This is a genomic window from Acinetobacter sp. 148, from assembly GCF_031196675.1.
Classification (GTDB): Bacteria; Pseudomonadota; Gammaproteobacteria; order Pseudomonadales; family Moraxellaceae; genus Acinetobacter; species Acinetobacter baumannii.
Genome location: NZ_JAVIMT010000021.1, coordinates 121,616 through 142,010, shown reverse-complemented (window position 1 = coordinate 142,010; position 20,395 = coordinate 121,616). Strand labels below are relative to the sequence as shown.

The 20,395-nt window shown below is 39.6% G+C and carries 20 protein-coding genes and 1 pseudogene; 13 read left to right on the top strand and 8 right to left on the bottom strand.

All coding sequences use genetic code 11. The features are described 5' to 3' along the window. The first annotated feature begins 77 nt into the window (after positions 1-77). Positions 78-1,364 (top strand): glutamate/aspartate:proton symporter GltP, encoded by a 1,287-nt coding sequence (gene gltP / locus RFX69_RS04650; protein ID WP_000787677.1) that lies wholly within the window; start codon positions 78-80, stop codon positions 1,362-1,364. Positions 1,365-1,420: 56 nt separating this feature from the next. Here gltP and RFX69_RS04645 read toward each other — a convergent pair whose 3' ends face one another. The 3 genes from RFX69_RS04645 to RFX69_RS04635 form a co-directional block, all read right to left on the bottom strand. Further along, entirely contained in the window at positions 1,421-2,521 is a 1,101-nt protein-coding gene (locus RFX69_RS04645; protein ID WP_289332617.1) for a glycosyltransferase family 4 protein, read from the bottom strand. A gap of 265 nt (positions 2,522-2,786) precedes the next feature. Then, positions 2,787-3,722, bottom strand: coding sequence for a lauroyl acyltransferase (locus tag RFX69_RS04640; RefSeq protein ID WP_000078867.1), 936 nt, complete (start codon positions 3,720-3,722; stop codon positions 2,787-2,789). Positions 3,723-3,838: 116 nt separating this feature from the next. Further along, positions 3,839-4,471 (bottom strand): LysE family translocator, encoded by a 633-nt coding sequence (locus RFX69_RS04635; RefSeq protein WP_005129768.1) that lies wholly within the window; start codon positions 4,469-4,471, stop codon positions 3,839-3,841. A gap of 140 nt (positions 4,472-4,611) precedes the next feature. Here RFX69_RS04635 and RFX69_RS04630 point away from each other — a divergent pair. Further along, positions 4,612-5,620 (top strand): annotated as a pseudogene (locus tag RFX69_RS04630) (acyltransferase family protein). 19 nt (positions 5,621-5,639) lie between these two features. Here RFX69_RS04630 and RFX69_RS04625 read toward each other — a convergent pair. After that, entirely contained in the window at positions 5,640-7,550 is a 1,911-nt protein-coding gene (locus tag RFX69_RS04625; RefSeq protein ID WP_000323469.1) for an ATP-binding cassette domain-containing protein, read from the bottom strand. 32 nt (positions 7,551-7,582) lie between these two features. Between RFX69_RS04625 and RFX69_RS04620 the strand changes: the two genes are divergently transcribed. Next, a complete protein-coding gene (locus tag RFX69_RS04620) occupies positions 7,583-7,828 on the top strand; it encodes a SlyX family protein (protein WP_000165735.1) in 246 nt (81 codons plus the stop codon). A 47-nt stretch (positions 7,829-7,875) separates the two neighbouring features. On the opposite strand, the gene RFX69_RS04615 is transcribed toward RFX69_RS04620, so the two are convergent. After that, positions 7,876-8,886 (bottom strand): zinc-binding alcohol dehydrogenase family protein, encoded by a 1,011-nt coding sequence (locus RFX69_RS04615; protein ID WP_289332616.1) that lies wholly within the window; start codon positions 8,884-8,886, stop codon positions 7,876-7,878. A gap of 99 nt (positions 8,887-8,985) precedes the next feature. Between RFX69_RS04615 and RFX69_RS04610 the strand changes: the two genes are divergently transcribed. The 10 genes from RFX69_RS04610 (at position 8,986) to RFX69_RS04565 (ending at position 17,939) form a co-directional block, all read left to right on the top strand. Further along, positions 8,986-9,363, top strand: a complete 378-nt coding sequence (locus RFX69_RS04610; protein WP_001029768.1) for a helix-turn-helix domain-containing protein — start codon at positions 8,986-8,988, stop codon at positions 9,361-9,363. A gap of 147 nt (positions 9,364-9,510) precedes the next feature. Continuing rightward, complete coding sequence (locus RFX69_RS04605) at positions 9,511-9,960, top strand: hypothetical protein (protein ID WP_000368721.1); 450 nt, start codon at positions 9,511-9,513, stop codon at positions 9,958-9,960. A 35-nt stretch (positions 9,961-9,995) separates the two neighbouring features. After that, the gene (gene topA / locus RFX69_RS04600) at positions 9,996-12,632 is read left to right on the top strand and encodes a type I DNA topoisomerase (protein WP_289332615.1); all 2,637 of its coding nucleotides are present in this window, start codon (positions 9,996-9,998) and stop codon (positions 12,630-12,632) included. A gap of 87 nt (positions 12,633-12,719) precedes the next feature. Further along, positions 12,720-13,478 carry a hypothetical protein gene (locus RFX69_RS04595; RefSeq protein WP_289332614.1) on the top strand — a complete coding sequence of 253 codons (759 nt, stop codon included), beginning with the start codon at positions 12,720-12,722 and terminating at the stop codon, positions 13,476-13,478. Positions 13,479-13,615: 137 nt separating this feature from the next. Next, positions 13,616-14,188, top strand: coding sequence for an HdeD family acid-resistance protein (locus RFX69_RS04590; RefSeq protein ID WP_289332613.1), 573 nt, complete (start codon positions 13,616-13,618; stop codon positions 14,186-14,188). A 116-nt stretch (positions 14,189-14,304) separates the two neighbouring features. After that, positions 14,305-16,284 carry an ATP-dependent helicase gene (locus tag RFX69_RS04585; RefSeq protein ID WP_289332612.1) on the top strand — a complete coding sequence of 660 codons (1,980 nt, stop codon included), beginning with the start codon at positions 14,305-14,307 and terminating at the stop codon, positions 16,282-16,284. A gap of 73 nt (positions 16,285-16,357) precedes the next feature. Next, positions 16,358-16,597 (top strand): RNA-binding protein, encoded by a 240-nt coding sequence (locus RFX69_RS04580; protein WP_000699342.1) that lies wholly within the window; start codon positions 16,358-16,360, stop codon positions 16,595-16,597. 7 nt (positions 16,598-16,604) lie between these two features. Beyond that, complete coding sequence (locus RFX69_RS04575) at positions 16,605-16,964, top strand: ASCH domain-containing protein (RefSeq protein ID WP_289332611.1); 360 nt, start codon at positions 16,605-16,607, stop codon at positions 16,962-16,964. Positions 16,965-17,044: 80 nt separating this feature from the next. Further along, entirely contained in the window at positions 17,045-17,548 is a 504-nt protein-coding gene (locus RFX69_RS04570) for a DUF6586 family protein (RefSeq protein ID WP_002027464.1), read from the top strand. Between the two features lie 112 nt (positions 17,549-17,660). Further along, positions 17,661-17,939 (top strand): hypothetical protein, encoded by a 279-nt coding sequence (locus RFX69_RS04565; protein ID WP_000027403.1) that lies wholly within the window; start codon positions 17,661-17,663, stop codon positions 17,937-17,939. Positions 17,940-17,975: 36 nt separating this feature from the next. On the opposite strand, the gene RFX69_RS04560 is transcribed toward RFX69_RS04565, so the two are convergent. The 3 genes from RFX69_RS04560 to rpmB all read right to left on the bottom strand — a co-directional run bounded on the left by RFX69_RS04560 (position 17,976) and on the right by rpmB (position 20,237). Beyond that, positions 17,976-19,685: a cation:proton antiporter gene (locus tag RFX69_RS04560; protein ID WP_001119811.1), complete on the bottom strand. Its 1,710-nt coding sequence runs from the start codon at positions 19,683-19,685 to the stop codon at positions 17,976-17,978. 147 nt (positions 19,686-19,832) lie between these two features. Beyond that, positions 19,833-19,988, bottom strand: a complete 156-nt coding sequence (rpmG, locus tag RFX69_RS04555) for a 50S ribosomal protein L33 (RefSeq protein ID WP_001205031.1) — start codon at positions 19,986-19,988, stop codon at positions 19,833-19,835. Positions 19,989-20,000: 12 nt separating this feature from the next. Continuing rightward, a complete protein-coding gene (gene rpmB, locus RFX69_RS04550) occupies positions 20,001-20,237 on the bottom strand; it encodes a 50S ribosomal protein L28 (protein ID WP_000048256.1) in 237 nt (78 codons plus the stop codon). Positions 20,238-20,395 lie beyond the last annotated feature (158 nt).

Genomic DNA, 20,395 nt, shown 5'->3' with positions numbered 1-20,395 from the left:
CATATTGAGGTTTCACTCTAAAGTAGTGGTCTTCTCCCTCTCATATTTGATACTTTGCGGTGCATAAGGATTGTCTTATGAAGAATTTTAAATTTAGCCTTGCATGGCAAATTTTAATTGCTTTAATCCTAGGGATAGTTGTCGGGGCTGTTTTACATAACCAGCCTGAAATCAAAGATAGTATTGTAAATAATGTTCTTACTCCATTAGGTAAGATCTTTATTAGCCTGATTAAAATGATTGTAATCCCAATCGTTTTCTCTACATTGATTTTAGGTATTGCTGGTGTTGGCAGTACAAAAAGTCTAGGGCGTCTTGGTTTTAAAACCATTCTCTATTTCGAAATTATTACTACTATTGCTATTTTGGTTGGCTTGTTTGCAGCGAATATCTTCCATCCAGGTTCAGGCATTGATATGTCTCAACTGGTACAAACTGATATTTCTCAATATAAGCATACAACTGAAGAAGTACAGTCACAGTCTCATGGTATTATCCAGACGATATTATCGCTTATCCCAACGAACATTATTAGTTCAATGGCGCATGGCGAAATGTTGCCAGTGATTTTCTTTGCTGTGCTATTTGGTATTGGTTTATCTTCATTACCAGCAACAACAAAAGACCCATTATTAAATGTATTTCATGCTGTATCGGAAACAATGTTCCGTGTAACACACATCATCATGAAATATGCGCCAGTGGGTGTATTTGGCTTAATCGCTGTAACTGTTGCAAACTTCGGTTTTGCTTCGCTTATTCCATTGGGTAAATTGGTTGTATTGGTTTATGGTGCAATCTTATTCTTTGCTTTAGTGGTTTTAGGTATTACTGCAAAAATGTTCAGCATCAATATCTTTACTTTGTTTAAGATTTTGAAAGATGAATTAATTTTGGCGTATTCGACTGCAAGTTCGGAAACAGTTTTACCGCGTATTATGCAAAAAATGGAAGCTTATGGTGCGCCAAAAGCGATTTCTAGTTTTGTAATTCCAACTGGTTATTCATTTAACCTTGACGGTTCTACGCTTTACCAAAGTATCGCAGCAATCTTTATTGCACAGCTTTACGGCATTGAAATGTCAATCAGCCAACAAGTGATTTTAGTTGTAACGTTAATGATTACTTCTAAAGGTATTGCAGGTGTTCCTGGGGTATCATTTGTTGTGTTATTGGCGACATTAGGTAGTGTTGGTATTCCTGTAGAAGGCTTAGCATTTATTGCTGGTGTTGATCGTATCATGGATATGGCTCGTACTGCGTTGAACGTTGTAGGTAACGCGCTTGCTGTACTTGTAATCAGTAAATGGGAAAAACAATACGACTATGAAAAAGCTGCTGCTTATGAAGCATCTCTTAAGTAATAGAGAAGTTTTTTAGTCGAAAAAAAACCCGCGAACATCGTGGGTTTTTTATTGGGTTATTTCAATACACTTTGATATAGCTCAAGGGTTTGGTCACACATATCTTTTAAACTAAACATTGTCACAGGAGCGACTGTTTGCGGTTGTTCAATATGATGCTTTACTCTTTCTACTAAAGCTTTTTCATTTTCTGCTTCAACAAGACCTTGCGGGTACACATGAGATAAAATCTCGGCAACACCTCCACGGTTCCAGCCAATGACCGGCGTGCCTACCGAAAGGGCTTCTAATGCTGTTCTACCGAATGTTTCTGCTTGATTGGATAGAGAGAGCACTATATCGCTAAAAGCGAGCCATTCGCGTATATCTGAGCGATGTCCTACAAAGGTAATTTTATCTGCAAGTCCTTTGCTTTGAATGGTGTTTTGCAACTCACTTAAATAGGCTTGTTTTTTTACATCAGCCCCACCCACAACAACAGCATGCAGTTGAGGATATTGTTCACCTAGTTTTTGCATCAGTTCAATTAAACTTTCATGTCCTTTTAAACGAGTAATACGGCCAGGTAGGCAAAGTAAAAATTTATTTTCGAGTTCGGGAAAGTCGTTAAAGACTTGGTTAAACCACTGTGCTGAGGGTTGATAGTTATGCGGAAAAGCAGCAGGGTCAATTCCTCGATAAATCCGGACAATATCTTGTGGTGGACAGTTTTTATAATGGTCTGTGATGTATTTAACTACGCTGTCAGAAACAGCGATCACTTTTTCTGCCTGAGTCATGATCGCACTATAACGATTAACTGAATAGAAACCATGTACCGTGCTAATGAGGTGAGGGCGTTTATTCGCTGGTATTTTTCTTAAAGCGAAGTGGGTTAGCCACGCAGGTACGCGAGAGCGCACATGTACAATGTCTGGTTGGTGCTCTTCAATAAGCTGACGTAATGGACGGATTTGCCACAAGCTCGACAATGATTTTTTATGGATAGGTAACGTTAAGTGTGTGGAACCTTCAGCTTCAAGTTGTAAGACCAAACGCCCGCCATTAGACACAACTAGAGACTGATGACCTTGTGCAACCAGTGCACGTGCAATTTCCAGTGTGCCGCGTTCTACGCCACCGCTATTAAGTTCTGGGAGAAGTTGCATCACTTTCATTATTTTTTGCCTTATACGTTCATAAAAGATGGATCATCCATAGATATATCATCTCAAACTAAATCATTATCCAGAGTTTACTATCGTGATAGCGACATGGATGTCGCTGTTGCGTTGTGTTACAAGGATGTAACATCAGCGGAACAAAGGATTTTTGCTTACTTTTTATCCCTAAAAAGTAAGGTCTGCCTATCCGAAAGTATTTGAATATCACTTTAAATCGAGGCTGGGCCTATTACTAATCTAAAATTATTACAGCCTTATCTTAATAAATCTCTTCATATCCCTCTGGACGTGTTTTAAAGCGACGGTGAAACCACATATATTGAGTTGGTGCGATACGAAGCTGGTTCTCAATAATCTTATTCACACGCGTTGCATCATCGACTTCATCTTCACTTGGTAAATTGTCGACCGCAGGTTCAATCAAAATATGATATTTAGGGTTCTGTACATCGCCATGACGATAAAAATATAAAGGCACAGCAACCGCTTTCGAGATTTTTAATAAACGACGGTGAGCGGTTACAGTGGCAGCTGGCACTCCAAAAAATGGTGCCATAACACCTTGTTTAAGCCCAAAGTCTTGATCGGGACTATACCAAATTGCATCGCCCTCTTTAAGATGACGAATCAAACCACGCATGTCATCATGATCAATTTGTGCTTTATAAATTGTGCCGCGGCAACGATAAATTAGCATATCGAGGAGTGGGTTGTTTTGAGGGCGATACACAACATCCGGCTCGAAATATTGGGCGCATACATAACCACCTGCATCGAGTAAAGTACTATGTGTACCAAGCAATAAAACACCTTTGCCTTGAGCTTGAGCATTGGTAATGTGTTCTAAGCCTTCAATAGTGACACGGTTTTTAAACCAGTAAGGCTTATACCATGCGTTTAAAGTTTCAAATACCCCAAGCATCATATCCACAAAAACTTGTTTTGCTTGTTGCTGTACTTTTTCAGGTGTCCATTCTGGAAAGCAAACTTCTAAATTACGAATTGTGGTTTTACGACGAGATTTTAAATATTTCCAAGCGATATTTGCCAACCCGTGAGCCAAACGCCATTGAATTGCCCACGGTAAAATAGCCAAAAGCATCAGGAAAGTAATCGCAATCCACACACCCCAATATTTAGGCAACAAAAAGGACCATTGAAACTCACCGGGCGTATAAGGCTGCTTTTGGCTCATAATGATATAAAGAATTTAAAAAGTTAAAACTGCCAAAAGTGTATCACGAACTGAATTTATCGTCGTAATACACAGGAGTAAATTGAAGGTTTAGAGGGGATAAAAAATAAAGTGGGTTATCGGCGGTGTTCTAGGAGAATATGAACAGCAAGTCCGGCTAAGACTGTACCCATGACCCAGCGTTGAATGCTTGCCCAAAGTGGTTTTTTCTGTAGAAAAAGAGCAATGCTGCCGGCAGAAAATACAATCAGCGCATTTACTGAAACGCTTACAAAAATTTGTATAGTTCCGAGTTGGATAGACTGCGCTAAAATACTGCCTTGTTGTGGGTGAATAAACTGAGGTAATAAAGATAAATACATAATCGCAATTTTAGGATTAAGTAAATTTGTCAAAAAGCCCATTAAAAATAACTTTAATGGTGAGTCAACCGCCAAATGTTTAATATTAAAAATAGGTGCGGCATTGGGACGTAAAGCTTTCCATGCTAACCAAAGTAAGTACATTGCACCGGCAATACGAATAGTATCATATGCATATGGTACTGCAACAACAAGTGCCGTAATCCCGAAAGATGCGCAGAGCATGTAAAATACAAAACCAACGGCAACGCCACCGAGAGAAATAAATCCTGCGATTTTACCCTGACTAATGGAACGAGAAATAAGATAAATCATGTTAGGACCAGGGGTGAGTACCATCGCCACACAAATGAATCCAAATGCCAAAATTTGAGAGAGATCTAGCACGGAAATATCCTTAAATATTATTATACTGATAGGTATAACATAATTGTTTTGTATACAGCGAATCTTTATTCATTGTCTTTTTGAATCAAAAAATAAGAATAATTCAGTATGATATGAATATCTTGAATTTATAGAAATTTATGAGAAATCTCCATATTGATGCCACAAAAGGTGTCTTAATTTTTCTGGTTGTATTGGGTCATTACCTTGAAAGGTTAATTGGCTGGAACGAACCTCTAAATCAAGCGATTTTAGGGAGTATTTACTTTGTTCATATGCCCGCTTTTATTTTTATATCGGGAATATTTTTTAAAGAAGAGAAAATCCTAGAAAAGTTAATTTACTTTTTATCGTTATATTTGCCGTTTCAGCTTTTATTTCAATTGCTTGATGCTTTTTATAATGGAAGTCTTTGGAATGGTACATTTCAATTCTTATGGTTTGCTAAACCTTATTGGGTGCTTTGGTATTTATTTAGCATGGGAATTTGGACGCTTTTAGCTTTTTTTCCTAAAAAAGACAGCACATCCGGTTCTATTTTCTATTATTTTAGCTTTACTTATTGGATTTTCACCTATCAATAATTATAGTTATTCAATAGGTAGAATTTTCGTATTTTTACCTTTTTTTATGACTGGGGCGATCTATGGTAAAACTATTTTTCAGTATATTCCGCAGTTACCTTATGAAAAGTTATTTGCTGTTATCACATTATTAATAATTACTATTGTAGCCGCTATAAGCCATTATAGTTATTATTGGTTATTTGGGAGTCTATCTTATATTCAGTTACATGTAGATTTATGGCAAGGAGTGCTGATCCGCAGTGTAATTATGTTGCTATCGGCTATGGGTGTTTTGAGTTTATTTGTATTCACTCAAAATTTTAAACAACCTTGGATTGGTTTAGGTCAAAAAACACTGCCAGTTTATATATTGCATGCTTTTGTAATTATTGTTTTGACCCATCAGTTAAGCATTAAATATTCGGTAGAGATTAATATTTTCATTAGTCTTGTTTTGGCTGTCCTAACTTGCATGGTTTTACAGTTACAGATATTTGAACGTTTAATTCGCTTCATCTCTTTATTTGTATATAAGCCTTTTATGAAATTACTAGAAATTCTAAAACCAAAAAAAGGGCTTTAATTAAAGCCCTTTTTATTGATTAACTGCCTTTACTCATTTGCTCAAGTTCATCCCAGCGCTCTAACTTTTCAAGGAGTAATTCTTCAATTTCTGCTAGACGCTGGCTTGCTTTGGTTGCCGCATCGGCATCCGTTACGAACCATGACCCGTCAGCAAGTTTGTCAGAAAGTTCAGCTTGCTCATTTTCTAACTTTTCAATTTCTGCCGGTAATTGCTCAAGTTCACGTTGATCTTTGTAGCTTAATTTGACCTTTTTTACGTTCGTTTGAGCTGCATTTTTTTCAGCTTCTGCTTTAGCCTGAGCTTTTTTTACATCGCCTTTTTGGTCAACGACTCTCTCGTTTGGACGCTGAATCAAATAGTCCTGATAACCACCGATATATTCTGCAATACCGCCTTTGCCATCAAATACCCAAGTTGATGTCACAACGTTGTCCATAAAAGCACGGTCATGGCTAATTAGGAGCAAAGTACCTTTATATTCAGACAACATCTCCTCAAGTAGCTCAAGTGTGACCATATCTAAGTCATTCGTTGGCTCATCCATTACAATCAGGTTCGATGGCTTGAGCAATAGTTTTGCTAACAGGACACGATTACGCTCACCACCAGAAAGTGCTTTTACCGGTGTACGAGCTCGTTCCGGAGAGAATAGGAAGTCTTGTAAGTAACTGAGAATATGGCGACGTTGACCATTTACATCAACGAAATCTGAACCTTCAGAAACGTTTTCAGAAACCGACTTTTCAAGATCAAGCTGATTACGTAATTGGTCGAAGTAAGCAATTTCAAGCTGAGTTCCTGTTTTGACAACACCTTCGTGCTGAACTTCGCCTAAGATCGCTTTAATTAAAGTAGTCTTTCCTACGCCGTTATCACCGACCAAACCAATGCGGTCACCGCGCATAACAATGGCAGAGAAATCTCTAATGAGGGTTTGTCCATCGTAGCTTACGCTTAAATGTTCAATATCAAATACAAGTTTGCCTGAGCGCTGTGCTTCTTGAACGCCCATATTGACTTTGCCTTGTTGGAAACGGCGAGCTTTTGACTCTTCTCGTAATGCTTTAAGGGCACGGACACGACCTTCATTACGTGTACGACGTGCTTTAATACCTTGACGAATCCATGCTTCTTCTTCGGCAAGTTTCTTTTCAAACAAGGCATTTTGTTTTTCTTCAGCTTCAAGTTGCTGAGCTTTTAGGTCAAGGTAACGAGAATAGTTTCCTTCATAGCTGCGTAATATGCCGCGGTCCAATTCCACAATACGAGTTGCAAGGCGGTCTACAAAAGAACGGTCATGCGAAATAAAGAGTAAGGTTAAATTATTTTGATCAAGCAGGAATTTCTCAAGCCACTCAATACTTTCAACATCTAAGTGGTTAGTTGGCTCATCGAGTAATAACACATCTGGTTGGGTAAGTAGGGCGCGCGCAAGTAAAACACGACGTTTACGACCACCCGATAGGTCGGCTAGATCTGCATTCGGATCTAACTCCATTTTACCTAAAATCGTGTTGACCTTATTTTCTAATGCCCATCCATCAAGTTGGTCAAGTTTATGCTGTAAAGATCCCATACGATCGCAAGCTTCCATGTCACCCAGTACACAGGCATCACTTGCTTCATGATAGGCTTTAAGTACGGCAGCGGCTTCGCCTGCACCTTCTGCTACAATATCTGCAACTTTGCCCGATGACATCGGAACATCTTGGGCTAACATAGAAACAGTTAAACCATTTTGGACAGAAACTTCACCAGAATCTGGTAGTAGGCTTCCCTCAATGAGTTTAAGTAAAGTAGACTTACCTTCACCATTACGACCAATTAAACAGACTCGTTCGCCACGTTCTAGGTTGAAGTTTGCGCCATCGAGCAGGGCAGGTCCGCCAAAAGCAAGTTGGACATCCCTTAAAGTAATATAGGCCATAATGTTTTCCAAAATCTCAAATGAGGACTTAAATGACTAAACCACCATATCATGATGATCAAGCGTCATTTTCCGCACCCATTGAAGATTTGCAAGTGCGAATTGCATTTTTAGATGATTTAGTTGAGGAATTAAATCAGCAACTCGCGATTCAAACTTTAGAAATAGCTGATTTAAAAAAACAAATGCAATTACTTTATCAACGTGTGGAATCTGCAGATTTATCAGAAGGTGTTGCACCTTTTGATCCATTAACGAATAAACCACCGCATTACTAATTAAAATGGCAAGCGTTACGCTTGCCATTTATTTTCAAAAGTGCAACTTAAAATCCGTGTAAAACGATTTTTCCTTTGGTTGAACCACTTTCAATTTGCTCATGAACCCGTGTTAAGTTTTCAGCATTAATTGGGCTTAAAACCTGAGTCACAGTTGTTTTGATTTTACCTTCATCCACCAGTTTACTGACTTCATTTAGTAGCGCACTTTGTTTTTCCATATCTTCCGTTTGGAACATTGAGCGCGTAAACATAAACTCCCAGTGGACTGAGACAGACTTAGATTTAAACGGTTTAATATCTAACTGATCAGGGTCATCAATAAGTCCAAAATGACCTTGTGGAGCAATTAACTCTACAATATCTGATAAATGTTGATCTGTTTCAGTGGTTGAGAATACATATAAAGGTGCACTTAAACCTAATTGTTTAATTTGTGCAGCTAAAGACTGACGGTGGTCTAATACATAATCAGCACCTAGTTGTTCTACCCATTCTTTTGTTTCGGGGCGTGAAGCTGTAGCAATAATCGTGAGGTTAGTTAATTGCTTAAGAAGCTGAATGGTAATTGAACCTACCCCACCAGCTCCACCAATCACTAAAATAGTCGTATTAGCAGGCGCAGTCTTTGGAACTTGTAGACGATCAAATAACATTTCCCAAGCTGTGATTGCTGTTAAAGGAAGAGCCGCAGCTTCAGTCGCTTCTAAAGTTTTTGGTTTATAACCGACAATACGTTCATCAACTAATTGCAATTCACTATTACTGCCTTGGCGATTTAAAGCACCTGCATACCAAACCACATCACCAATTTTAAATTGAGTAACTTTATCGCCAATCGCTTCTACCGTGCCTACAGCATCCCATCCAAGAACTTTCCAGCCAGATTGTTCAGCACTTACATTTTTACGTATTTTGGTATCGACTGGATTTACTGATACAGCTTGAATACGAACAAGTAAATCATGTCCTTTAGCTACTGGAGTGTTGAGTTCAATATCTACGAGCGCCTCTGGCAATGTAATAGGCCCCGCTTTTTGATATGCCACAGCTTTCATAATCATCATTCCTCTTGTTGAGAGTTTGATCATAACGTAAGCTTAAAAATAGTGACTACAGACAAATAACGCTCATAGTGTCAAAAAGGATACTGTAAAATGGCAAAAGCTAGACATTCAAGTTTTGACTGCTCACCAGGTTGTTCAGTTGAGGCCGCAATCAGTTTGATTGATGGCAAATGGAAATGTGTCATTCTTTGGCATTTATTAAATGAAGGAACTTTACGATTTAATGAAATTCGTAAACGAGTTCCAAGTATCACACAAAGAATGCTGACCAATCAGCTTCGGGAATTAGAACAAGATGGCATTATTCACCGTGAGGTTTATCCTCAAGTGCCTCCTAAAGTGGAATATTGTCTAACTGATTTAGGACGCGGGCTTGAGCAGATACTTCTTGCTTTAAAAACGTGGGGAGATGCGCATCTGGATCAGTTTGGTAAGTTAACTACTCTTGAAACTGAAAAGAGCGCCTAAATATTCTGCCTAGATTGTTAAAAATATCTATGAGGAAATGTTGTAGTTTTTAGCCTTGTCGGTTAATTGGACATTATTTTTATGATGTAACTTGCGTTTTCTGGTCAGCTTATGCAACTCTAATAAAAGAGATTAATAGGTTTTGCTATGGACAATATCGGAATTTGGGTTACCGTTATCATTGTTCTTTTCGTGCTAGGCTCCATTTTTGGTTTAAGAGTGAGTCCACGTGAAAAGGCGCTGGGAATTATGCGAGACAAAGCCCGCAAAATGGGGCTACATCCACGTGTAATTGCTGCACCTGAATGGACACATGTCCCGATGGCAACTGAAAAGCGTGCCAGCATGGTTGCTTACTATAGTGTATTGATCCCCGATGCTCGTTTACCGCTCATGCGTGCTCGCGTTATAGACGGAAAATTAAAAGTTGTGCAAGGCGATGAGAAATTTAATGATTCTCCCATTGCATTAAAAGGGATTTATGCTATTGATATGCAGGCAAACTGTGTAGGCCTTTATTGGGATGAGGAATCGGACCTGAAAGCTACGCAATTAGATGAGATGAAGGCTTATCTGTTGGCCTTGGCTGAAGCCTGATTTTTAAATTTATTGGTATAGGAATAACATTTTATATGGCGAATACCTCGCGCTCTGCATCTCAAAGCACAGCATCTTCTGCCTCTGCTGCACATAAACGTGCCTTAGTGATTGTGGAGTCGCCTGCCAAAGCGAAAACCATCAACAAATATTTAGGTTCGCAGTACATTGTTAAGTCTTCTGTAGGTCACGTACGTGACTTGCCAACAGGCGGCAGTAAAGCAACAGAGAAAAAGCCGGCTGCCCGGACCAAACTCACTGAGGCTGAAAAAGAACAAAAAGCGAATCAGGCTTTAATCAATCGTATGGGCGTCGATCCGGAACATGGATGGCAAGCGCATTACGAAGTTCTGCCTGGCAAAGAAAATGTTGTTGCTGAACTCAAGAAACTTGCTAAAGATGCAGATGCAATCTATCTCGCAACGGACTTGGATAGAGAAGGGGAAGCAATCGCTTGGCACTTACGCGAAGTGATTGGTGGTGACGATAGCCGTTATCATCGTGTGGTATTTAACGAAATTACTAAAAATGCCATTCAAGAAGCATTTAAACAGCCAACACGTCTCGACTTAAACCGTGTTAATGCACAACAAGCACGTCGTTTCTTGGACCGTGTAGTAGGCTTCATGGTTTCGCCATTACTGTGGGAAAAGATTGCCCGTGGTTTATCGGCAGGTCGTGTACAGTCTGTAGCGGTAAAGCTTGTTGTTGAACGTGAACGTGAAATTCGTGCTTTTATTCCAGAAGAATATTGGCAAGTCTTTGCAGACACTAAAGCTAAAAAAGATGACATTCGTCTTGAGGCTGTAAAACAGGCGGGTAAAACGCTTAAATTAAAAAATAAAGCTGAAACAGATGCCCTGTTAGATGTATTAAAAGGCGCTGAATATAAAGTTGCCCAGCGTGAAGATAAACCAACTAAGGTGAATCCAAGCGCCCCATACATCACTTCGACTTTGCAACAGGCTGCAAGTACACGTTTAGGTTTCTCTGTAAAGAAAACCATGATGTTGGCGCAGCGCTTGTATGAAGCTGGTTTCATTACTTATATGCGTACTGACTCAACGTTTTTGAGTGATGATGCTGTAAGTATGGTACGTGCGCATATTGAAAGCCAATATGGCGAAAAATATTTACCAGCTAAGCCAAATCGCTATGGTAATAAAGCAGGTGCTCAAGAAGCCCACGAAGCTATTCGTCCATCAAATGTTGCGCTAACTGGTGATCAACTTGCTGGTGTAGAGCGTGATGCTCAGCGTTTGTATGATTTAATTTGGCGTCAGTTCGTAGCTTGCCAAATGACTCCGGCAGAATATTTATCTTCAACTTTAACAGTTGAAGCTGGCAATGTTGAGTTAAAGGCAAAAGGCCGTACGCTTGTATTTGATGGCTTTACTAAAGTTCGTGGTGCCAACAAATCTGATGACGATATCATTTTACCTGCAATTAAAGTGGGTGAAGTTTTAAAGCTAGAAAAGCTAGATCCAAGTCAGCATTTTACCAAACCACCAGCTCGTTTTACTGAAGCATCTTTAGTAAAAGAACTTGAAAAACGTGGTATTGGTCGTCCGTCGACTTATGCTGCCATTATTTCTACGATTCAAGAACGTGGTTACGTTAAGTTAGAAAATCGCCGTCTCTTTGCCGAGAAAATGGGTGAGATCGTAACGGATCGTCTTGATGAAAGTTTTAATAACCTAATGAACTATGCATTTACAGCAGACCTTGAAGGTCAGCTCGATAAAGTTGCAACAGGTGAGCGTAACTGGAAAGAATTGCTAGACACATTCTATGGTGATTTTAAAAAGCGTCTGACCAATGCTCAAGGTGAGCAGGGAATGCGTCGTAACCAGCCAGTTGAAGTACCAGCAGTACATTGCCCTGAATGTTCACGTCCAATGCAGATTCGTACGGGAACAACAGGTGTATTCTTAGGGTGTTCTGGTTATAACTTGCCGCCTAAAGAACGCTGTAAAGGGACCTTGAACTTAACGCCAGTTGAGTCTTTAGCAGCGTTATCTGATGACGATAGTGCTGAAACAGCAGACTTGATGTCAAAACATCGTTGTCCGAAATGTAGTACAGCAATGGACAGCTACGTCATTGATGGTGGCCGTAAGTTACATGTTTGTGGTAACAACCCGGATTGCGATGGCTATGAGCTTGAAGAAGGTGAGTTCAAGATCAAAGGTTATGATGGCCCAACCATTCCATGTGATAAATGTGATGGTGAAATGCAGCTTAAAACTGGCCGTTTTGGTCCGTATTTCGCTTGTACAAGCTGTGACAATACTCGTAAAGTCTTGAAAAATGGTCAACCTGCACCACCACGTGTAGAACCAATCAAGATGGAACATTTGCGTTCAACCAAGCATGATGATTATTTTGTGTTACGTGATGGCGCGGCTGGTCTGTTCTTGGCTGCAAGTAAGTTCCCGAAAATTCGTGAAACACGTGCACCAAAAGTTGCTGAGCTTCGTAGCGTAGCTGATCAACTTGATCCAAAATACCAGTTTATTTTACAAGCTCCAGATGTAGACCCTGAAGGTAACCCAACCATTGTGAAGTTTAGTCGTAAGAACCAATCACAATATGTGGGTTCTGAAACACCAGAAGGTAAACAAACCAAATGGAGCCTAATTTATCAAGACGGTAAATGGATTGAAGGCTAAATAAGACAGATAAAAAATGCTAGCTCAGCTAGCATTTTTTACATCTACAACAATAAAAGAAAATTTTAATTTTTATGGGGAAAAAGAATGTGGAAAAACATTCGGATTTTATGTCTATTAATTGTTTTATTAATCGTTGCAGTTCAAGCGTGGCGTGACCAAAACCAAGACTGGAATCAGCCTATTGTGGTGATATTACACCCAATAAATGCAGATGGCTTACAAACCACACAAACTTATATTCATCAGTTACAAAACACTGATTTCCAGGCGCTTAAAAGCTATTTAAGTGAATGGTCGCAACATTATCGGGGCCAATCAGCAAACTTTGAAATACGCTTGGGGCAACAGTTACAACAGCGTCCGCCTGAGGTGCCACAAAATGCCGGTATTTTTCATGTGGTTTGGTGGAGTTTAAAGTTTCGTTTTTATGCATGGCGACAACAACAGCCTGAAGATAATGGAGCATCGCTCAAACTTTATTTAAATTATTACGATCCCAATTATCAAAAAGTTTTGGTGCATTCGACTGCTTTAGAAAAGGGCCGTATTGGTAGTGTTAATTTGTTTGCTACACGTGGGCAAGCATCACAAAATCAGGTTGTAATCGTTCATGAGCTATTGCATGGCTTTGGGGCAAAAGATAAATATGATTTAAAAACAGGTCAGCCCATATATCCATTAGGATATGCACAACCTGAAAAAGTACCTCTTTATCCACAAAAGCGAGCAGAAATCATGGGTGGTCGAACACCATTATCTGAGCAGATCAGCAAAATGCCAAGTGATTTACAAGAAACCGTCATAGGTTTACCAACAGCTCAAGAAGTGGGGTGGCTGAAATAAAATTGTGGATAAATACTATTTTATCCACATCAATTGTTAATAAACGATGCACATCTTATACAGACAATAAATGTGAAGTGCATCACTATAATGACATTATATAAACTTCCTAATACCTGATAATAAGAGTCGCCGTCATGAAAACTGTAGGTAATGATTTGGTTCGTAATCAGCTACATGCTGATCGTAAATGGTATCTAATATTAGGCTTTGTGCTCATTATTTTCGGTTTGGTGTTATTTAGCTCACTGCCATTTGCTACATTTTCGGTTGTGTTTCTGTTTGGTATTTTAATGATGGTGGGCGGTGTATTGCATTTAATTGCTGCCTTAAGTGTATTTAAAGGCAGTAGCCGATGGCTGTGGGCACTTTTTGGAGTGCTGTATTTAATGGCAGGCTATTATGCATTTTCTACGCCTGTTACTACGGCTGTGGTTTTAACAAGCTTATTATCAATTGCTCTGATTATTGCGGGTGTAATCCGCACTATAAATGCATTTTTACTAAGACCAATTGCAGGGTGGGGCTGGACCTTATTTTCAGGATTATTAACCCTCGCTACAGGTATTTTAATTTTAGTTTCTAAAGATTCTCCGTTTTGGGTGTTGGGAATGTTTTTAGCAGTAGATATTTTATTTCAGGGCATTAACTTTTTAGGGCTCGCTTCTGCGATTAAGCATTTACCTTCTAGTTCAAAAACGGTTTCTTAATATAAATAACGAACAAAAGAGCACTTAGGGTGCTCTTTTTTGTTTTTAGTGAGCGAAGGTCCATCTCATGGCATGGGTCTGTTAAACTAAGCCTTGGTGTTTTAGCGATATGTGTTATGAGTCTTGCAAAGTTAATTAATGAATTAAATGCTCAGCAAAAAAAAGCAGCGACGACTACGGCTCAAAACTGTCTGGTTTTGGCTGGAGCGGGTTGCGGCAAGACAAAAACTATTGTTGCTCGCGCAGCTTATTTAATTGATCAAGGTTTGCCTGCAAATCAAATTCAGATTTTAACGTTCACCCGCCGAGCTGCGAGTGAAATTGTTGCAAGGGTTGAACAGCATGTTGGGGCACAAGCCAAAGGTCTTCGTGCATCCACTTTTCACACCTTTTGCATGTATTTATTGCGTCGTAATCCGCAAGCGTTTGGTTTAACCCAATTTAGTATTATTGATCGTGATGATCAGTTACTCATGTTTCGCTTATTGAGAGGCAAAGACAAAGATAATGTTTTGCCTAAAGCGGCAGAGCTGTGTGATTTATATTCTTATACCCGAAATACGCAATCTAAGCTTTCTGAAGCGTTACTCAAGCAATTACCTGAAGCATATGAATATAAATCACAAATTGCTGAGTTAATGAAAACCTATGAACAGCGTAAAAGAGAGCGTAATTTTTTAGACTATGATGACATTTTGTCGATCGTCGCTGTTCATTTACAAAACTCAGAAGTATTGACGAACTGGGTTGCTGGTTTCTGCCAAGCTTTGTTGGTTGATGAGATGCAAGATACCAACCCTTTACAGTGGGCACTTTTGCAGCCACTGATTGGTAAGGTGAAATTATTTTGTGTGGGAGATGACGCCCAATCGATTTACGGTTTCCGTGGGGCCGATTTTGAAAACATTCATTCTTTTAAAGAACGTATTCCAGATGCAGTGATTCATACCTTGGATCTGAATTATCGCTCGACTCAAGAAATATTAGATTTATCAAATTGGTTACTCGCTCACAGTCCAATCGATTACCAAAAACAGTTACAGGCACATCGTGGCAAAGGACAAAAGCCACAACTCCATTTGTTTGGTAATGAATTTGAAGAAGCCAACTGGATTGCACAAGACTTAATAGAGCGACACCAACAGGGTGCAAATTGGTACGACCATATGGTGTTAGTTCGCTCAGGCTATAGCGCACGCTATTTGGAAGGAGCATTTATTGCCGCTGAAATTCCGTATCGTTTTATTGGTGGCGTAAAGTTACTTGAATCAGCGCATGTAAAGGATGTGCTCAGTTTATTGCGTATTGTGAGTAACCCACAGGATGACTTGGCTTGGATGCGCTTTTTAACCTTATGGGATGGTATTGGAGATGTGGGTGCCAGCAAGTTAGCGCAAGAGTTAATGAGCATTAGTGAGGTCGAAGAGCGTTGTCATCGTTTGGAGCGTCATGGAAAAGTTCCTTTACAGGCTATTTTGATTTTGAAACAGCTTGATGTGTTACAGCAGCATGTTGAGGCAAGCATTGGTCTAGCACTTGATGCATTAAGTGAACAGTTAGAGCAAAACTATAAAACTAAAGACTGGTCACGTCGTGCTAGGGATTTTGATTTAGTCAAACAACTTGCGCGTAAACATGCATCTCTTGGTGAGTTTCTTGAAGAATATGTGCTTGAACCAATTTCAATTTCTGAAATTGAAAAAGCGGGTGATGATGATTTAGTGACCTTAATTACAATTCACTCCGCTAAAGGTGCAGAACAGAAAGTGTGTTATGTGCCACATGTCTCACCAAACCAATATCCCTATGCGCGTGCACAGGGCGATTTTGATGAAGTCGAAGAAGAGCGCAGAGTATTGTATGTTGCATTAACACGTGCGGAAAATGAATTGATTTTGACGAAGCAAAATCTCAATACATGGTCACAAGACACGTATGACGAACAAGGCCGCAAAATCGAAAGCTATTTTCTAAATGATTTACCTGCCCATTTGGTTCAGGCCAAAATTCATCGTCAGGTGCCACAGCCATTTGCCAAAAAGCAATGGAATACTTCACGAACAGTAAACTTAGGTTTTGGTATCGATCTTGACTAAATTACTGTATAAGACACTGTGAATACTCAAATGTATATTGGCCTTTCTTTTGATGGTCAATGAAGGTTGGAAAATGAAAATATTAGTTCGTAATTTAGATCGTTCAGTGACTGAAGCTGAAGTTTTAGAGCTGTTTAAAGCTTATGGTAAAGTTGAGTCTTGTGTCGTTGTAACCGATAAAGATACGGGTAAATCAAAGGGCTTTGGTTTTGTCGAAATGCCGAATCCGCGTGAAGCCATTAAAGCAATCAAAGGTCTAAATACACTTAAAGTAAAAGGTTACGGTATTCGGGTTAAGGCAGCTGAAGAGTAAGGCTTTTATGCAACAATTTTTAGCTCTTTCTGTGGTTGCTCCAAGTGGAACCCGTATAGCTCAGGGAATAAAAACACTTGAAGTTCGTTCCTGGGTCCCTGCACAGCTGCCTCTTAAAGATCTATTCATTGTTGAGAACCAAAATTTTTTAAAGAATGATGGTGATGAAGAAGGGGGAGTTGCCGTCGCTTTGGTCGATGTTGATTCTATTCACGTTTGGCAAAACGATGAGATTGAACCTGCCTGTGCCACCGGTTGGAGTGAAGGATATTTTGCTTGGGTTCTAAGTAATGTGCGTCCTATGAGGCGGCAGTTGAAAGTTCCGGCTAAACGTAAAATTTATCAAGTCTCTCTGGATTTACCATAAATAACGTTGATTTTATCAATGGAGTCGTTAAGCTAAGAATAGCCATATAGATGGCAATTTTAGAACAGGAAAGTTTAGTTATGTCACGTGTTGCTCGTTATCATGCCGATCGTACCAATCAAAAACTCTATTTTGCACGCCTAGCGTGTCAACAAGCAGAGCAAACTGATCATGTACAGCAGGTACAAGCGTATCGTGAAGCAGCTGTATTTCATTTACATGGTGCGATGTTGGCATTTTTGCAAGAATTGGTACGTTATTACCGTTTAAATGACTTGCAACCGACATTAAAATCTATTGAAGAGCATATGGCGGCAAAAGGACAAGTTTCTCCGGAAGTTTCTGTTTTGCAGCAATTGGCAAAAGATGGCTTCGTTGCAGAATTAAAACGTGCTTACCGTATGTGCCAATATGCACCGGAACCAACTGAACCGACACCGGAAGAAGAAACTTCTTCTAATTTGATCATTAAAGTGACTCAGGGACCACAATCATGGTTACCTGATGTGAAAATTTTGCGTGAATGGCATAGAGAGTTAAGTCATTTAATTGATGGTTTTCGTAACGAAATGGTCGAGTTCTAAAATTAAACTATCTGAGCGCTTGAAATTTAATCCCAGTGCGCCTATATAAATAAGACGAGAGATGCAAAGTGCAAGGGTGCTTTGCCACCATGTTGAAACATGGAGGAAGTATATGTCTATACAGCAATTGAAAGAGTTATTTGGAAATCAAGAAGCAGTGTTGGAATTGGTCCAACTAGAAGGTGGTGAGCTCGCCTTGCGTAATGCTGGTTCTGAAAAAGAGCCCTTGGTTAAAATTCAGTTTAGTGATGAACTAAAGGCAATATTAGGTGAACAGACGCCTATAGTTGCACAACATATGATTCAAGCTGCTTTGTTTGGGCTGTTAGAAAAGCAGGTCAATGAATGGCAGGCTGAAGTTGTGGATGAGCAGCCTAAATTCTTAAGTTAAAAAAAGCGTACTCTTGAGTACGCTTTTTTGTATGCATTAATGATGTGTGGACTGATGCGCAAGTTCGATTTGATTTAAAATATGATGGCTCATATTCTTAGCCATTTCTTCTTTCGCATAGAATACTTCACCAATGTGTTCGTCTCTAATCACTGCGGCTTCTTCTTTACTTTCTGCACAAATTAAAACCTGAATTTGAGGGTTCAATTGCTTCGCAATATCTACAATCCGATGAATATCTAAAATATCCATAGGTGAAATTACCAAGAGTCGTGCGTGCATGATATGTGCTTGAATTAAAACGCCAGGTTCGGTTGCTACACCACTTACAGCTGCAATATTTGCCTGACGTAGTTTTTCTACGATTTCACGATTCTCTTCTGCAATTACGACTTTAATATTTTGATTAATTAAATTTTCAGTAATACGTCGTCCAACGCCACCATACCCTACAATCACCACTTGATCGCGTAGATAAGATTGATCGACTTCATCGGGCAGCATGGCTAATGGGTCGCCACTACGTTCAAGAAGTCGTGCTAAATGAGAGCGTTCACGAATCCAACGTTGTACCGGCTCAATTGCCGAGAAGATGAAAGAGTTCAGTGTAATTGAGAATAATGCGCCTGCTAAAATTAGGTTTTGAGCTTCTAGAGTTAATAGACCTAAAGAGACACCAAGGGTAGCCAAAATAAATGAAAACTCACCAATTTGAGCAAGGCTGGCCCCGACTGTTAAAGCAGTATTGATTGGATAGCGGAAGAATAAAACCAAGGCCATTGCAGCAAGTGTTTTACCCACCATAATAATTGCGATAACAGCCAAGATATGTAGTGGACGTTCAATAAGAATATGTGGATCAAACAACATCCCTACTGAAACGAAAAATAAAATCGAGAAAATTTCACGTAGTGGTAGCGTTTCTTCTTCTGCGCGATGGCTAAAATCTGATTCTTTAACAACCATTCCGGCAAAGAATGCCCCTAATGCCATTGAAACTCCAAAGATGGCATAAGAACCATAGGCAATCGATACAGCAGCAGCGACTACAGTAAGCGTAAATAGCTCTCTTGAACCTAAGCGAGCAACAAACTGCATAATAATAGGCACAACGCGCTTACCGACAATCAGCATAAAGGCGATAAAGCCAATAACCTTTAATAGGGTGATTCCAAGAGTTAGCCAGATGTTACCTTCTGTGCCTGCTGGAGCTTTTCCGCCAAGTAAAACAGCTGTAGCTGGAAGAAGTACTAAAACAAGTACCATGACTAAATCTTCAACTAACAGCCAGCCCACAGCAATTTTGCCGTTTACAGAATCTAGCAGACCACGGTCTCCTAAAGCTTTTAATAATACAACTGTACTCGCACATGACAGGCTTAAGCCAAAAACGAGTGCGGAGCCAAAGCTCCAGCCCCATAACATTGAAACGCCAATACCCAGTAAAGTTGCAACAGCAATTTGTAAGATTGCACCTGGCAAGGCAATGCGGCGAACAAGTAAAAGATCATTTAAGGAAAAATGCATACCAACGCCAAACATGAGGAACATTACACCAAGTTCAGCAAGTTGGTTTGCAAGATGAATATCTGCTTCAACACCAGGAGTATTAGGACTAATAATAATTCCGGCAATGAGATAGCCAATAAGAGGGGGAAGTCGTAGTCGGGCGGCAATATAGCCAAAAAACAGGGCAACGCCGAAACCAACAGCAAGTAAAATAATTAAATCTACGTCATGCGGCACTAAAAACTCCTTTTACGTGAGTTAGGCTAAAGACAAGCATAAAAAATGCCAAGGCGGAATATGTGGAAAGTTTAACAAAAAGGCTGGTATAAAAAAAATGCAAAAAAAAACGACTTCATAAAGAAGTCGTTTTTTTCGAGGCTAAAATTATTTGATTTTAGCTTCTTTGAAAATCACGTGTTGACGGATTTTTGGATCAAATTTTTTGATTTCCATTTTTTCCGGCATAGTACGTTTGTTTTTAGTCGTGGTATAGAAGTAACCTGTACCAGCTGAAGAAACGAGGCGAATCTTATCACGCATTGCTCAGACTCCTTAGATCTTTTGACCTTGAGCACGAAGGTCTGCAACAACCTTTTCGATACCCAATTTGTCAATAATACGCATACCTTTAGTGGTTAAACGAAGACGTACAAAACGTTTTTCGCTTTCTAACCAGAAACGGTGGTGGTGCAGGTTCGGCTCGAACCGGCGCTTGGTTTTGTTGTTGGCGTGTGAGACGTTGTTACCAACGACTGGACGCTTGCCGGTAACTTGGCAAACCTTAGACATGGTGTAACTCCATTGATTTAGCCAACAGCAAATCTGTGGCCAGTCATACTAAATGTAAACGGATGAATTCATTCAAGGGGCGTTTTATACCAAAAATACGATTAAAAGACAAGCGAAATTGGTAAAAACGAGGCATGATCTAGTATAACAGATCATGC

Coding starts and splice junctions, on each gene's coding strand:
- gltP (WP_000787677.1), top strand. CDS start 78: ATGAAGAATTTTAAATTTAGCCTTGCATGGCAAATTTTAATTGCTTTA.
- RFX69_RS04645 (WP_289332617.1), bottom strand. CDS start 2,521: ATGAAAGTGATGCAACTTCTCCCAGAACTTAATAGCGGTGGCGTAGAA.
- RFX69_RS04640 (WP_000078867.1), bottom strand. CDS start 3,722: ATGAGCCAAAAGCAGCCTTATACGCCCGGTGAGTTTCAATGGTCCTTT.
- RFX69_RS04625 (WP_000323469.1), bottom strand. CDS start 7,550: ATGGCCTATATTACTTTAAGGGATGTCCAACTTGCTTTTGGCGGACCT.
- RFX69_RS04620 (WP_000165735.1), top strand. CDS start 7,583: ATGACTAAACCACCATATCATGATGATCAAGCGTCATTTTCCGCACCC.
- RFX69_RS04615 (WP_289332616.1), bottom strand. CDS start 8,886: ATGAAAGCTGTGGCATATCAAAAAGCGGGGCCTATTACATTGCCAGAG.
- RFX69_RS04610 (WP_001029768.1), top strand. CDS start 8,986: ATGGCAAAAGCTAGACATTCAAGTTTTGACTGCTCACCAGGTTGTTCA.
- RFX69_RS04605 (WP_000368721.1), top strand. CDS start 9,511: ATGGACAATATCGGAATTTGGGTTACCGTTATCATTGTTCTTTTCGTG.
- topA (WP_289332615.1), top strand. CDS start 9,996: ATGGCGAATACCTCGCGCTCTGCATCTCAAAGCACAGCATCTTCTGCC.
- RFX69_RS04595 (WP_289332614.1), top strand. CDS start 12,720: ATGTGGAAAAACATTCGGATTTTATGTCTATTAATTGTTTTATTAATC.
- RFX69_RS04590 (WP_289332613.1), top strand. CDS start 13,616: ATGAAAACTGTAGGTAATGATTTGGTTCGTAATCAGCTACATGCTGAT.
- RFX69_RS04585 (WP_289332612.1), top strand. CDS start 14,305: ATGAGTCTTGCAAAGTTAATTAATGAATTAAATGCTCAGCAAAAAAAA.
- RFX69_RS04580 (WP_000699342.1), top strand. CDS start 16,358: ATGAAAATATTAGTTCGTAATTTAGATCGTTCAGTGACTGAAGCTGAA.
- RFX69_RS04575 (WP_289332611.1), top strand. CDS start 16,605: ATGCAACAATTTTTAGCTCTTTCTGTGGTTGCTCCAAGTGGAACCCGT.
- RFX69_RS04570 (WP_002027464.1), top strand. CDS start 17,045: ATGTCACGTGTTGCTCGTTATCATGCCGATCGTACCAATCAAAAACTC.
- RFX69_RS04565 (WP_000027403.1), top strand. CDS start 17,661: ATGTCTATACAGCAATTGAAAGAGTTATTTGGAAATCAAGAAGCAGTG.
- rpmG (WP_001205031.1), bottom strand. CDS start 19,988: ATGCGTGATAAGATTCGCCTCGTTTCTTCAGCTGGTACAGGTTACTTC.
- rpmB (WP_000048256.1), bottom strand. CDS start 20,237: ATGTCTAAGGTTTGCCAAGTTACCGGCAAGCGTCCAGTCGTTGGTAAC.